The sequence below is a fragment of the Pseudomonas sp. Wu6 genome (genome assembly GCF_019891515.1).
Lineage (GTDB): Bacteria > Pseudomonadota > Gammaproteobacteria > Pseudomonadales > Pseudomonadaceae > Aquipseudomonas > Aquipseudomonas orientalis_A.
Genome location: NZ_JAFLXH010000015.1, coordinates 114,711 through 129,105, shown reverse-complemented (window position 1 = coordinate 129,105; position 14,395 = coordinate 114,711). Strand labels below are relative to the sequence as shown.

Below are 14,395 nucleotides of genomic sequence, written 5' to 3'. Positions count from 1 at the left end.
CATGTGTTAGGCCTGCCGCCAGCGTTCAATCTGAGCCATGATCAAACTCTTCAGTTCAAACATCTTTGGGTTTTTAAGAAACCCTAAACTTGGCTCAGCAATCGTTGGTTATTCTTTGATTTCTCGCGGAGTAACTTGTGATGCTGATAATCTTGTTGACTATCAGTCTGACTCCACAAGCACCCACACGAATTGCTTGATTCAGTTGTTAAAGAGCGGTTGGTTAAGATGTTTCGTCTCAACCGAGGCGCGCATTCTACAGCAGCCTCATTTGCTGTCAAGTGGTTATTTTCAGAAGTTTTCGAAGATTTCTTCAACAACTTCAACCACTTGCGCTTGCGATCTCTCGTAAGCGGGAGGCGAATTCTACAGCGTTACACGCTGCTGTCAACACCTCTTTTTCAACTTCCTTTTGGCTTCGATGAACTGAAGCGGCCTGCTGTCGAAAACTACTTAACTCTTTGTTTACCAAGGAGTTTTCCGTTTCGACTGCGCCGAAAGTGGGGCGAATTATAGGCGCACAGAATCTGCCGTCAACCTTCTTTTTCACATTTCTGTCATATAAGTCAAAAAACCCCGGAAAACGCGAAGGCCGGCCCCAAGGGGCCGGCCTTCCACTTATCCCGCCTTACAAACTGGGGAAAGCAAACTGCGAGGCTTCATGACTGGCCCGCTGCGGCCAACGCTGGGTGATCGCCTTGCGACGGGTATAGAAACGCACCCCATCCGGCCCATAGGCGTGCAAGTCGCCAAACAGCGACCGCTTCCAGCCACCAAAGCTGTGATAAGCCACGGGCACCGGCAAAGGCACGTTAACCCCCACCATGCCCACTTCGATTTCATCACAGAACAGGCGCGCCGCCTCACCGTCACGGGTAAAGATGCACGTACCGTTGCCGTACTCATGGTCGTTGATCAACTGCATCGCCGCTTCCAGGCTGTCCACACGCACCACGCACAACACCGGCCCGAAGATCTCTTCTTTATAGATGCGCATCTCGGGGGTCACGCGATCGAACAGGCTGCCACCGAGGAAGAACCCGTCTTCATGTCCGGCGACGCTCAAGCCGCGACCGTCAACAACCAACTCGGCGCCCGCCAACACGCCCTCTTCTATATAGCCGCTGACCTTATCCCGCGCCTGCCCCGTCACCAGCGGGCCCATATCCAGGCCACAGGTGGTGCCCGCACCGATCTTCAGCGCCTTGACCTGCGGTACCAGCTTGGCAATCAACGCATCCGCCACCTGGTCACCCACACACACCGCCACCGAGATCGCCATGCAGCGTTCACCGCAGGAGCCATACGCTGCGCCCATCAAAGCGCTGACGGCGTTATCCAGGTCCGCGTCCGGCATCAGCACGGCGTGGTTCTTCGCGCCACCCAGTGCCTGCACGCGCTTGCCACGCTTGGTCGCTTCGGAATAGATGTACTCGGCAATCGGCGTCGATCCTACAAAGCTCAGCGCTTTTACCTCGGGCGCCTCGATCAATGCATCCACCGCGCCCTTGTCACCATGCACCACGCTCAGCACGCCTTTGGGCAGACCCGCTTCCTGCAACAACTGCGCGATCAGCAACGTCGAACTCGGGTCACGCTCCGACGGTTTGAGGATGAAACAGTTACCGCACACAATCGCCAGCGGATACATCCACAACGGCACCATCGCCGGGAAGTTGAACGGCGTAATGCCCGCCACTACGCCCAGCGGCTGGAAATCCGACCAGGCATCAATGTTCGGGCCGACGTTGCGGCTGTATTCGCCTTTGAGAATCTCCGGCGCCGAGCACGCGTATTCAACGTTCTCGATCCCGCGCTTCAACTCACCGGCGGCATCCTCCAACGTCTTGCCGTGCTCTTCGCTGATCAGCTGCGAGATACGCGCTTCGTTCTGCTCCAGCAACTGCTTGAAACGAAACATCACCTGCGCCCGTTTGGCCGCAGGCGTGTTACGCCAGGCCGGGAACGCCGCCTTGGCCGAGTCGATCGCCTGTTGAATGGTTTCGCGACTGGCCAATGGCACCTGGTGAATGACCTGGCCGGTGGACGGGTTGTACACATCGGCGCTACGACCGCTGTCATTGACCAATTCACCGTTGATCAAATGCTGGATAAGGCTCATGCAGGGCTCCTGAAAAGTTGTTCTATATAGAAGGAGAAATCAGTCAATCTTGTTCAGCACTTCACCGACCGCATCGAACAGGCGATCCAGGTCCTGCGGCTTGCTGTTGAAAGTTGGACCGAACTGCAGGGTGTCACCGCCAAAGCGCACGTAGAAACCGGCTTTCCACAGCGCCATGCCGGCCTCGAACGGACGCACGATGGCATCCCCGTCACGCGGCGCAATCTGGATGGCTCCGGCCAGGCCGTAATTACGAATATCAATCACGTTCTTGCTGCCCTTCATGCCATGCAGCGCATTCTCAAAGTGCGGTGCGACATCGGCTACGCTCTGCACGAGGTTTTCCTTTTGCAGCAGGTCCAGTGCCGCGAGGCCGGCCGCGCAGGCCACCGGGTGCGCCGAGTAGGTGTAGCCATGGGGAAACTCCACCGCGTATTCCGGCGTCGCCTGGTTCATGAAGGTGTGATAGATCTCGCTGCTGGCAATCACCGCGCCCATCGGAATGGCGCCATTGGTGACTTGCTTGGCAATGCACATCAAGTCCGGGGTCACGCCAAAGCTGTCGGCGCCGAACATCGAACCGGTGCGCCCGAAACCGGTGATCACTTCGTCGAATACCAACAGGATGTTGTGCTGATCGCAGATCTCGCGCAGACGCTTGAGATAACCCTGTGGCGGCACCAACACGCCTGCGGAACCGGCCATCGGCTCGACAAACACCGCAGCGATGTTCGACGCGTCATGCAGTTCGATCAGCTTGAGCAACTCATCGGCCAATGCGATACCGCCCTGCTCCGGCATGCCACGGGAGAAGGCATTGCTCGCCAGCAACGTATGCGGCAGGTGGTCGACGTCCATCATCGACTGACCAAACAGCTTACGGTTACTGTTGACGCCGCCCAGGCTGGTACCGGCAATGTTCACACCGTGATACCCACGGGCGCGGCCGATCATCTTGGTCTTGGTGGCCTGGCCCTTCAGGCGCCAGTAGGCGCGCACCATCTTCACGGCGGTATCGGCGCACTCGGAGCCGGAGTCGGTGAAGAACACATGGTTGAGGTTGCCAGGGGTCAGGTCGGTAATCTTTTCCGCCAGTTGAAAGGACAACGGATGACCGTATTGGAAGCCCGGAGAGTAGTCCAGGGTGCCCAACTGCCGGGCCACCGCTTCCTGGATTTCCTTGCGCGTATGCCCGGCGCCGCAGGTCCAAAGGCCCGACAGCGAGTCGTAGACCTTGCGCCCCTTGTCATCCGTCAACCAGCTGCCCTCGGCGGCCACGATCAGGCGCGGATCGCGCTGAAAATTACGGTTGGCGGTATAAGGCATCCAATGAGCATCCAGCTTGAGTTGGCTGGCCAGGGATGATGGGGCGTTTTCCGGCATGTTCATCAGCAAAACCTCGCAAGGCAAAAGGCAGCGTCGGGATTGAAAAAAGCGTAGTTGCAGCTAAATTGCCACGGGGATAAAGTCGGTGAAATTCAACTCTTCTAACCTTCAGTCAGGACTTCACTAAACTATGAGCAGCCGTCGCCCCGACCCCCTGGCCCAGGTCAGCGACTTTGATATCCGCCTGTTGCGCATCTTTCGCAGCGTGGTGGAGTGTGGTGGCTTTTCGGCGGCGGAAACCGTACTGGGGATTGGTCGTTCGGCCATCAGCCAGCAAATGAGCGACCTGGAACAACGCCTCGGGCTGAGGCTCTGTCAACGCGGCCGCGCGGGGTTCTCGCTGACGGAAGAAGGCCGCGAGGTCTATCAGTCGGCGTTGCAACTGTTGAGTGCGCTGGAAAGTTTTCGCACCGAAGTCAATGGTCTGCACCAGCACTTGCGCGGAGAGCTGATCATCGGCCTGACCGATAACCTCGTCACCCTGCCCCATATGCGCATCACCCACGCCCTGGCGCAATTGAAGGAACGTGGCCCGGACGTGCAGATTCAAATCCGCATGATCGCCCCCAGTGAAGTCGAGCAAGGTGTCCTCGACGGCCGTCTGCATGTCGGCGTGGTGCCCCAGGCCAGCGCATTGTCGGGCCTGGAGTACCAACCGCTGTACAGCGAGCGCTCGCTGCTTTATTGCGCGGTCGGGCATCCACTGTTTTATGCCGACGACAAGCAACTGGACGACGCGCGCCTCGACAGCCAGGACGCCATCGCCCCCACCTTCCGCTTGCCCGCCGAGATCCAGGCCCATTACCAGGGGCTCACGTGCACCGCCAGCGCCTCGGACCGTGAGGGCATGGCGTTCCTGATCCTCACCGGGCGCTATATCGGCTACCTGCCCGACCATTACGCCAACCTTTGGGTACAACAAGGCCGACTGCGCGCGCTGAAAGCGGCTACACGGTTTTACGATTTGAGCCTGGCATCGGTCACGCGCAAGGGCCGTCGCCCCCATTTGGTGCTGGAAAGTTTTCTAGAGAGCCTGGCGGCAACACGCTAACACGGGCCCTGCACAAAAAGCTGAGCAGGTGGACAGTTTTTTGCAAGGCACAAGGACCTTGAACCGTCCGCCCCGAGTTGACCCGCCATGCCACCAGAATCCTCCAGCCCCAACGACTTGATCTACGGCCTCGATGATCGCCCCAAACCACTGCCCGCCCTGCTGGCCGCCCTGCAACATGTGCTGGCCGCGTTCGTCGGGATCATCACGCCGCCCTTGATCATCGGTTCCACCCTGGGCCTCACCGCGCACCTGCCCTACCTGATCAGCATGGCGCTGATGGTCTCCGGCGTCGGCACCTTCATCCAGGCGCGCAGGCCGTTCGGTATCGGCGCCGGGATGATTTGCCTGCAAGGCACCAGCTTTGCGTTCCTGGGCGCGGTGCTCTCCGCCGGCTTCCTGGTCAAGCAACGCGGCGGCAGCCCTGAGGACATCCTGGCGATGATTTTCGGCGTGTGCTTTTTCGGCGCCCTGGTGCAGATCGTGCTGAGCCGGTTTATCGGCCAGCTGCGCCGGGTCATCACGCCCCTGGTGACCGGGATCGTGATTACGCTGATCGGCATCAGCCTGATAAAAGTCGGCATCACCGATCTGGGCGGCGGGTTCAACGCCCCCGACTTCGGCGCCCCCATCAACCTGGCCCTGGGCCTGTTCGTGGTGCTGACGATCATCCTGCTCAACCGCTCGAACACGCCCTGGGTACGCCTCTCGGCCATTATCATCGGCCTGGCGCTCGGCAGCCTCGCCGCGTGGTTCAGTGGCAAACTGGTGCCCCAGGCATTACCCGACGTGCCTCTGATCAGCCTGCCCGTGCCGTTTCGCTTTGGTTTCAACTTCGATTGGAGCGCCTTCCTGCCCATCGCGCTGATTTATCTGATCAGCAGCATCGAAACCGTCGGAGACCTCACCGCCAACTGCATGATCGCCCGCCAACCCATCAGCGGTGCGTCTTATATAAGCCGACTCAAAGGCGGCGTGCTCGGGGATGGCGTCAGTTGCATGATCGCCGCCACGTTCAGCGCCTTCCCCAATACCACCTTCGCGCAAAACAACGGGGTGATCCAACTTACCGGCGTGGCCAGCCGTCATGTCGGTTTGTACATCGGCGTGGTGCTGGTATGCCTTGGGTTGTTTCCCATGATCGGCGCGGTGTTGCAGCAAATCCCCAAACCGGTGCTGGGCGGTGCGACCCTGGTCATGTTCGGCAGCGTCGCCGCAGCCGGTGTGCGCATCCTGGCCCAGGCGCCGCTGGATCGACGCAGCATGCTGATCATCGCCACCTCCTTCGGTGTCGGCCTGGGCATCGCCGCCCAGCCCAACCTGCTGCACTTGATGCCAACCCTGGTGCAGAACCTGTTCGACTCCGCCATCACCAGCGGCGGGCTGACCGCCATTGTGCTGTGCCTGCTGTTACCCGAGGCCAAAACCGTCCGCGCCGTTACAAACCCCACGCCCAAAAGCGACTCCCTGGAATCGCTTTGACGGTTTTATTGCATCAACACTTGTCTGAGGCTTGAGGGTGGGTTATCTGTGCACACGTCGCCCCCATCGATCAGCACGGAAACCTCCATGAGCCTCGAAGTTCCTGCCCACAGCAACCATGCCGGTAAACCCGCCAGCCGCATTCGGCAAAAGAACGAACAAGCGATTCTCCAGGCGGCTGAGGATGAATTCGCGCGCCATGGCTACAAGGGCACCAGCATGAACACCATCGCGGCCAGTGCCGGGCTGCCCAAAGCCAACTTGCACTATTACTTCACCAACAAACTAGGCCTGTACATTGCGGTGCTCAGCAATATTCTCGAATTGTGGGACAGCACGTTCAACGCGCTGACCGCCGAGGACGACCCGGCCGTGGCCCTCTCCCGGTACATCCGCACCAAAATGGAGTTCTCGCGACGCCAGCCACAGGCCTCGCGGATCTTCGCCATGGAGATCATCAGCGGCGGCGAATGCCTCACTGAATATTTCAGCCAGGACTACCGCGCCTGGTTCAGCGGCCGTGCAGCCGTGTTCCAGGCCTGGATCGATGCCGGCAAGATGGACCCCATCGACCCGGTACACCTGATCTTCCTGCTGTGGGGCAGCACCCAGCACTATGCCGACTTCGCCACCCAGATCTGCCGCGTCACCGGCCGCACCAAGCTGACCAAGCAGGACATGGAGGACGCCGGCACCAACCTGATCCACATTATTCTCAAAGGCTGCGGCATCAAGCCGGCCCCCTGAACGAAGCGACTTATGCCATTCACGCTCACAGGCTTTTGCGAATTTCGTGAAGAAATACGCAAAAGCCGCTTTATCACCCTGGCGGCGCCGATTACCAGCGCGCACGACGCCCAGGCGTTTATCGAGCAGCACAGCGACCTCAACGCGACGCACAACTGCTGGGCCTGGAAACTGGCCGACCAATACCGCAGCAACGACGACGGCGAACCCGGCGGCACCGCCGGGCGGCCGATCCTGGCGGCCATCGAGGCGCAAGGGTTTGATCAGGTCGTGGTGCTGGTGATTCGCTGGTACGGCGGGATTCAACTGGGCACCGGTGGTCTCGCCCGTGCCTACGGCGGCGGCGCAAGTAAATGCCTGCAGAATGCCGAGCGCATCGAGCTGATCAGTCGCGTACCGCTGAGGTGCGCCTGCGGTTTCTCCGAATTGAACCTGCTGAAGCTGCGCGTTGCCGAACTGGACGGGCTGATCGTGGAAGAAACCTTCACCGCCAACGGCGTGGAGCTGCAACTGGCCCTGGGCGAAGCCCACATCGACACCTTGCAAACCCAGCTCGCTGACCTGAGCCGGGGACGTATCCTGCTGCAACGCTGAAACTGCTACTGTTGCTCACTGCAACTCCCTGAACCGCGACTCCAAAGGAAGCTTTTCATGTCTACGCCAAAAACCGCACTGATCATCGGCGCCTCGCGCGGGCTGGGCCTCGGCCTGGTCAAGCAACTGCTCCAGGACGGCTGGGACGTGACCGCCACCGTGCGTGACCCGAACAAGGCCGACGCCCTGAAAGCCGTGGGCCCGGTGCAGATCGAAAAACTCGACATGGACGATCAGCAAGCCGTTATCGCCCTGGCCCAACGCCTGAAAGACCGCACCTTCGACCTGCTGTTCGTCAATGCCGGCGTCAAGGGCCCCGCGAACCAGGAGCCGGGGCACGCCACCCTGGCGGAAGTCGGCCAACTGTTTTTCACCAACGCCGTGGCCCCGATCAACCTGGCCCAGCGTTTTGTCGGGCAGATCCGCAAGGACACCGGCGTGCTGGCCTTCATGAGTTCGGTGCTGGGCAGCGTCACCATTCCCGACGGTTCGGACATGGCGCTGTACAAGGCCAGCAAGGCGGCACTCAACTCCATGACCAACAGTTTTATCACCCAACTGGGCGAGCACAAGCCGACGGTGTTATCGCTGCACCCGGGCTGGGTGAAAACCGACATGGGTGGCGAAAATGCGCACATCGACGTCGAGACCAGCGTGCGTGGCCTGGTGGACCAGGTAAATGCCTACACCGGCAAGGGCGGCCATCATTTTGTGGACTACAAGGGCGACACCATCGCCTGGTAATGGCCGCAACTGTAGGAGCGAGCTTGCTCGCGAAGAACGCCCAGGCACCGCGTTAAACCAGACTGCCCGCGTTATCGTTGACGATTTTCGCGAGCAAGCTCGCTCCTAGAGCGTTAGACTGCCACCTCGCCTTCACCGGCGACCCTGGATCAGCAGACAGGGCAAGACTGAGCTGGCAAACCTGAACCCATCATTCAGAGGAGCCGGCCAATGCCTGCGACCCGTATCTGGTTAAAAAATCCCCTCGCGATCTTCACCGCCAATGGCCTCGATGCCCGTGGCGGCCTGGTGCTGCAAGACGGCGTCATCACCGAAGTGCTGGCCCAAGGGCAAGCACCTGCACAACCCTGTGCGCAGGTGTTCGATGCCCGCGAGCATGTCGTCCTGCCCGGTCTGATCAACACGCACCACCATTTCTACCAGACCCTGACCCGCGCCTGGGCGCCGGTGGTCAACCAGCCGCTGTTTCCCTGGTTGAAAACCCTGTATCCGGTCTGGGCCCGACTGACCCCGGAAAAACTCGCCCTGGCGTCGAAAGTGGCCCTTGCGGAATTGCTGCTCTCGGGTTGCACCACGGCGGCGGACCACCACTACCTGTTCCCCGAAGGCCTGGAAAACGCCATTGATGTGCAGGTCGACAGCGTACGCGAGCTGGGCATGCGCGCCATGCTCACCCGTGGTTCCATGAGCCTGGGCGAAGCCGATGGCGGCCTGCCGCCGCAGCAGACCGTGCAACAGGGCCAGGTCATCCTCGACGACAGCCAACGCCTGATCCGTGAATACCACGAGCGCGGCGACGGCGCGCAGATCCAGATTGCCCTGGCGCCCTGTTCGCCGTTTTCCGTCACCCCCGAAATCATGCGCGCCAGTGCCGAACTGGCCACCTCGCTCGACGTGCGCCTGCACACGCACCTGGCGGAAACCCTCGACGAGGAAGACTTCTGCCTGCAACGTTTCGGCCTGCGCACCGTGGACTATCTCGACAGCGTCGGCTGGCTCGGCCCGCGCACCTGGCTGGCCCACGGTATTCACTTCAACCCGGATGAAATCGCACGCCTGGGCGCTGCCGGTACGGGCATCTGCCATTGCCCGAGTTCAAATATGCGCCTGGCCTCCGGTATCTGCCCGACCCTCGACCTGCTCGCGGCCGGTGCTCCCATCGGCCTGGGCGTGGACGGTTCCGCTTCCAACGACGCTTCTAACATGATTCTGGAAGCGCGCCAGGCCCTGTACATCCAGCGCTTGCGTTACGGCGCGGAAAAAATTACCCCTGAAGGTGTGTTGGGCTGGGCGACCAAAGGCTCGGCGCAGTTGTTGGGGCGTACGGATATTGGAGAGTTGGCGGTAGGAAAGCAGGCGGACCTGGCGCTGTTCAAACTCGATGAGCTGCGCTTCTCCGGCAGCCACGATCCCATTTCCGCACTGTTGCTGTGCGGTGCCGATCGAGCGGACCGAGTGATGATCGCGGGTCAATGGCGGGTAATCGACGGACAAGTGGAAGGCCTGGACCTGAAAGCTCTGATCGCCGATCACACCCGGGCGGCCCGTCAGTTGATCGCCGGAATCTAAACCAAGCACAGTCCAAAATGTGGGAGGGGGCAAGCCCCCTCCCACATTTGGTTTTATGGTGCTCTTGAAATCGGGTTACAGTCCCAGCAGCGACAGCATGATAAAGGTCGCAAACAGCACGAAATGCGTCATGCCCTCGATGGCATTGGTTTCGCCATCATTGAGGTTGATCGCACTGACGATCAGCGTAATAAACACCATCACTGTCTGCACCGGCGTCATCGCCATCTGGAATGGCTGGCCGGTGTAAAGCGCCATGGCTTCCATCACCGGCACCGTCAGGATCACCGTCGACAGCGACGCACCCAGCGCGATGTTCACCACCGACTGCATGCGATTGGCCAAGGCGGCGCGCAATGCCGTCAGGATTTCCGGCGCGGCGGAAATAGCCGCCACGACGATCGCGGTGATCACCGGCGGGGCGCCCGTGCCCTCCAGGCCCAGGTCGAGGGTCTTGGACATCACCTCGGCCAACGCACCAATCACTATCACGCCAAACACCAGGGTGCCGATCGAGAACGCGAGGTTTACGGGCTGCTCGTGCTCTTGCTCGGTTGATTTCTTGCGGCGTTTTTCCGGGTAGCTGTAGCTGAAGAAATAACTGTGCGGGCCTACCTGCATTCTCAGGAACAAGGTGTAGAGCACCACCATCGCGCCGATGGTGAAGGCCGAGTAAATTTTCCAGTCGGCCTCGGGGATAAACTCCGGCACCACCATCGACACGCCCATGGCGGTTAGAATCATCACGCTGTAGGTGCGTGCAGAGTCGTCGTTGTAGGACTGCTCGCCATGCTTGATGCCGCCCATCAGCGCGGCCAGGCCGAGGATGCCGTTGATATCGAGCATCACCGCCGAATAGATAGTGTCGCGCACCAGCGTGGGTGAAGGCTCGTTGCTCATCATGATCGCCAGGATCACCACTTCCACCAGCACAGCGGCCAGGGTCAGGATCATGGTGCCGTAGGGGTCACCGACCTTTTCCGCCAGTTGTTCGGCATGGTGGGCCACGCGCATCGACGCCATCACGATAAACGCAATCAAGGCGAGACCGGCGAGCAACGCCACCATCTGCCCACTGTGGAGCATCCAGTGTTCCAGCGGGTAGGCGGCAATGGCGGCAATCAGTGCCAGCAGCATGAATTTTTCTTGCTTGAGAGAAGTGAGCATGGGGGGCCTTTATGTACGGCAAATCAGTCATCGTTGGGGTACAGACTGCGCCACGCCGCTAACGTTTCGTTACACCTTAGTTCACGTCGAACTTGTGCGAATAAATCAAATACTCTCCTGCTGGTCAGGTTTTGCCGATTATTTCAGCCATGGCCTGTAGAATGCCGCCATTGCACCTGATGAGATTTTAGCTATGTACGATTGGCTCAACGCCCTGCCCAAGGCTGAACTGCACCTGCACCTGGAAGGCTCGCTGGAGCCTGAGCTGCTGTTCGCCCTGGCCGAACGCAACAAGATTGCGTTGCCGTGGAACGACGTCGAAACCCTGCGCAAGGCCTACGCCTTCAATAATCTGCAAGAGTTTCTCGACCTGTATTACAAGGGCGCCGACGTGCTGCGTACCTCCCAGGATTTCTACGACCTGACCTGGGCCTACCTGCTGCGCTGCAAAGCCCAGAACGTGATTCACACCGAACCCTTCTTCGACCCGCAAACCCACACCGACCGCGGCGTGCCCTTCGAAGTGGTGCTCAACGGTATCGCTGCCGCGCTCAAGGACGGCGAGCAGCAACTGGGGATTACCAGCGGCTTGATCCTCAGCTTCCTGCGCCACCTGAGCGAAGCCGAAGCGGAGAAAACCCTCGACCAGGCGCTGCCGTTCCGTGACGCGTTCGTCGCCGTGGGCCTGGACAGTTCCGAGATGGGTCACCCGCCGAGCAAGTTCCAGCGCGTGTTCGACCGTGCCCGTCACGAAGGCTTCCTCACCGTCGCCCACGCCGGCGAAGAAGGCCCGCCCGAGTACATCTGGGAAGCCATCGACCTGCTGAAAATCCAGCGCATCGACCATGGCGTGCGCGCCATCGAAGACGAGCGTCTGATGCAACGCATCATCGACGAGCAGATCCCGCTGACCGTGTGCCCGCTGTCCAACACCAAGCTGTGCGTGTTCGACGACATGGCCCAGCACAACATCCTCGACATGCTAGAGCGTGGGGTGAAGGTCACGGTGAACTCGGATGACCCGGCCTACTTCGGCGGTTATGTCACCGAGAACTTCCACGCGCTGTACACCTCCCTGGGCATGACCCAGGACCAGGCCAAACGCCTGGCGCAAAACAGCCTGGATGCGCGACTGGTAAAGCCTTGACCGCTATTTTTACTGAATGAATGAAGGCTAAATGTGGGAGGGGGCTTGCCCCCGATTGCAGTCTGTCAGACAGACATGTATTGACTGATACACCGCTATCGGGGGCAAGCCCCCTCCCACAGGGGCGGATATTGTCTGTCAGACTTCAGACAACTCCTCCAACGTCTTGCCCTTGGTCTCCATCCCGAACACCCACACCACCAGCGCTGCCACCGCAAAACACAGCGCGCCCAAGGCAAATACCCCGCCCTGCCCGGTTATCGGAAACACCAGCCCGGTGACCAGTGGCCCCAGCAACGACCCCACGCGACCAATCGCCGAGGCAAACCCGGACCCCGTTGCGCGCGCCGAGGTCGGATACAGCTCCGGCGTATAGGTGTACAACACCGCCCACATGCCAAACAAAAAGAACTGCATCAACAAACCGGTCGTAACCAGCAGCCCGACATTGCCGCCGAACACCGCGCTCTGCCCATACAAAAACGCCATCACCCCGCCGCCCAGCAACGTCACCACGCACACCGGCTTACGTCCCCAGCGCTCGACCAGCCACGCCGCCATCAGGAAACCGGGGATCCCGCCCAGGGAAATGATTACCGTGTAATACACCGATTGCGTCACGGCAAAGCCTGACTGCTGCAGCAACGCACTCAACCACGACGTCAGTCCGTAGAACCCGAGCAGGGCAAAGAACCACACGCTCCAGATCATCATCGTGCGTTGACGGTACTGAGCCGACCACAACTGCTGGAAGGCCGAGAAGAACGTGCCGGGCGTACTCGCCACCCGCGGCAAGGCAACAGGCTGCGGCAAGTCGGCGCCCCCGAGGGAGTCGCGCACCTTTTGCTCGATGCCCAGCAACACCTTATCCGCCGCCTCGTGGCGCCCGGCCTGTTCCAGCCAGCGCGGCGACTCCGGAATAAAAAACCGGATGGCCAGTACAAATATCGCCGGCACCGCCAGCACCAGGAAGATGTCGCGCCAACCCACCACCGGCAGCAGGAAGTAAGACAGCACGCCGGCCGCGACAAACCCCAGCGGCCAAAAACCATCCATCAACGCGATATACCGCCCGCGCCGTTTTGCCGGAATCAGCTCGGACAACATCGACTGTGCGATCGGAAACTCCATGCCCATGCCAATGCCCAGCAGGATGCGAAACAGGGTCAGCGCCTCGACCGTCTGCGCCGTGGAGCACAAGTAACTGGCGACACCCCACAACACGATGCTCCACTGAAATACCGGCTTGCGCCCGAAGCGATCAGCGAGCATCCCCGAGAGCGAAGCGCCGACCACCATGCCGAAAAAACTCGAACTGGCCAGCAACCCGGCCTGGGCCGTACTCAGGCCGAACTCGGCTTTGATCGAGCCCAATAGGAACGTCATCATCGCCAGGTCCATGGAGTCGAAAAAAAACGCCAGGGCAATGATGATGAAAATGATTCGGTGGTAACCACTGATGGGCAACCGTTCCAGCCGCTCTGCTGCGCTATAGTCCTGCATCCCCATGCCCCCCCCCCAAGTGTGAAAAACCCCTGGCCGAGTGTGCGGCATCGTCTGCCCTGGCGATTGCTGGATGCGACCTGACCGAAACTAGGAGCGACGCTCCTGCAGTGCGGCCAACCGGTTGATGTGCACAAGCCCGGCGTCGCTGACAGCCAAGGCCCGGGACTCGCCGATGGCACTCACCCAGTTCGACTGCAAAAACAGCCGCAACAGCCCGGCGCCAAGCGCACCGCCGACATGCGGTTGCTGCTGGCTCCAGTCGAAACAGTCACACACCAACGGCGACGAGAATGCCTGGATGAAAATACCCAGCTCCGCCAGATGCCGGGTGCCCTTGACCGTCACTTCGGTACGTTGTTCGTAGCGCTGGATCCAGCCTGCCTGCGCCATCCGTTGATACAGCCCGGCCGCCAGTTCACCGCCGAGATGGTCGTGGCACACGCGGGCGCGACGCACCAGCGGCGGGGTCTGCAACGCGGGGAGCTGAACATCCGGCGCGGCGCGCGCCGCACTCGCCATGGTGGTCGTCGCCAGCGCGTCGATGGCGGCACTGACATCGGCCGCCGCCACGCGAAACAGCCGTTTGCCCCGGCGCGCTTCGACCCGCAGCAAGCCGCTGCCGGTCAACCGCGCCAGATGGGCATTGGCCGACGCCGGTGACAGCCCGGCGAACGTCGCCAACTCCTCTGAAGATTTCGCCGAACCGTCCATCAATGCCCACAGCATTGCGGTGCGCTTGGGCTCGGCAAGCAAGCTGGCGATACGACTGATACATGGTGCCTGTTCCATCTTTCGACTCCCCGTTGAACCGTTTTTCTGCTGCGGTTGGCGCCAAAGTATAGGGGCCAAAACAGCCGGTTCCATGGCGTCTTACAGCCTG

12 protein-coding genes are annotated in these 14,395 nt (G+C 60.5%); 7 read left to right on the top strand and 5 right to left on the bottom strand.

What is annotated here, in order from left to right; genetic code table 11:
- Positions 1–628: 628 nt before the first annotated feature.
- Entirely contained in the window at positions 629–2,122 is a 1,494-nt protein-coding gene (locus J1G34_RS13060) for a CoA-acylating methylmalonate-semialdehyde dehydrogenase (RefSeq protein ID WP_222994157.1), read from the bottom strand.
- 39 nt (positions 2,123–2,161) lie between these two features.
- Positions 2,162–3,511: an omega-aminotransferase AptA gene (gene aptA / locus J1G34_RS13055; protein WP_222994156.1), complete on the bottom strand. Its 1,350-nt coding sequence runs from the start codon at positions 3,509–3,511 to the stop codon at positions 2,162–2,164.
- Positions 3,512–3,638: 127 nt separating this feature from the next.
- Between aptA and J1G34_RS13050 the strand changes: the two genes are divergently transcribed.
- From J1G34_RS13050 to J1G34_RS13025, 6 genes are all read left to right on the top strand, one after another.
- Positions 3,639–4,559, top strand: a complete 921-nt coding sequence (locus J1G34_RS13050; protein ID WP_222994155.1) for a LysR family transcriptional regulator — start codon at positions 3,639–3,641, stop codon at positions 4,557–4,559.
- An 87-nt stretch (positions 4,560–4,646) separates the two neighbouring features.
- Complete coding sequence (locus J1G34_RS13045; protein WP_222994154.1) at positions 4,647–6,041, top strand: uracil-xanthine permease family protein; 1,395 nt, start codon at positions 4,647–4,649, stop codon at positions 6,039–6,041.
- Between the two features lie 87 nt (positions 6,042–6,128).
- The gene (locus J1G34_RS13040; protein ID WP_065886509.1) at positions 6,129–6,788 is read left to right on the top strand and encodes a TetR/AcrR family transcriptional regulator; all 660 of its coding nucleotides are present in this window, start codon (positions 6,129–6,131) and stop codon (positions 6,786–6,788) included.
- 12 nt (positions 6,789–6,800) lie between these two features.
- Positions 6,801–7,382: an IMPACT family protein gene (locus J1G34_RS13035; protein WP_222994153.1), complete on the top strand. Its 582-nt coding sequence runs from the start codon at positions 6,801–6,803 to the stop codon at positions 7,380–7,382.
- A 57-nt stretch (positions 7,383–7,439) separates the two neighbouring features.
- Entirely contained in the window at positions 7,440–8,126 is a 687-nt protein-coding gene (locus tag J1G34_RS13030; protein WP_057726414.1) for an SDR family oxidoreductase, read from the top strand.
- Between the two features lie 210 nt (positions 8,127–8,336).
- Positions 8,337–9,695: an 8-oxoguanine deaminase gene (locus J1G34_RS13025; protein WP_222994152.1), complete on the top strand. Its 1,359-nt coding sequence runs from the start codon at positions 8,337–8,339 to the stop codon at positions 9,693–9,695.
- Positions 9,696–9,770: 75 nt separating this feature from the next.
- Here the strand turns inward: J1G34_RS13025 and J1G34_RS13020 are convergent, their stop codons facing one another.
- Positions 9,771–10,862, bottom strand: a complete 1,092-nt coding sequence (locus tag J1G34_RS13020; RefSeq protein ID WP_065897928.1) for a calcium:cation antiporter — start codon at positions 10,860–10,862, stop codon at positions 9,771–9,773.
- A 193-nt stretch (positions 10,863–11,055) separates the two neighbouring features.
- Between J1G34_RS13020 and J1G34_RS13015 the strand changes: the two genes are divergently transcribed.
- Positions 11,056–12,009, top strand: coding sequence for an adenosine deaminase (locus J1G34_RS13015; protein WP_043051475.1), 954 nt, complete (start codon positions 11,056–11,058; stop codon positions 12,007–12,009).
- A 138-nt stretch (positions 12,010–12,147) separates the two neighbouring features.
- Here J1G34_RS13015 and J1G34_RS13010 read toward each other — a convergent pair whose 3' ends face one another.
- Together J1G34_RS13010 and J1G34_RS13005 are read right to left on the bottom strand one after the other, a co-directional pair.
- Complete coding sequence (locus tag J1G34_RS13010) at positions 12,148–13,518, bottom strand: MFS transporter (protein WP_222994151.1); 1,371 nt, start codon at positions 13,516–13,518, stop codon at positions 12,148–12,150.
- A gap of 84 nt (positions 13,519–13,602) precedes the next feature.
- Positions 13,603–14,304 carry an ArsR/SmtB family transcription factor gene (locus J1G34_RS13005; RefSeq protein WP_065886504.1) on the bottom strand — a complete coding sequence of 234 codons (702 nt, stop codon included), beginning with the start codon at positions 14,302–14,304 and terminating at the stop codon, positions 13,603–13,605.
- Between the last annotated feature and the right edge of the window lie 91 nt (positions 14,305–14,395).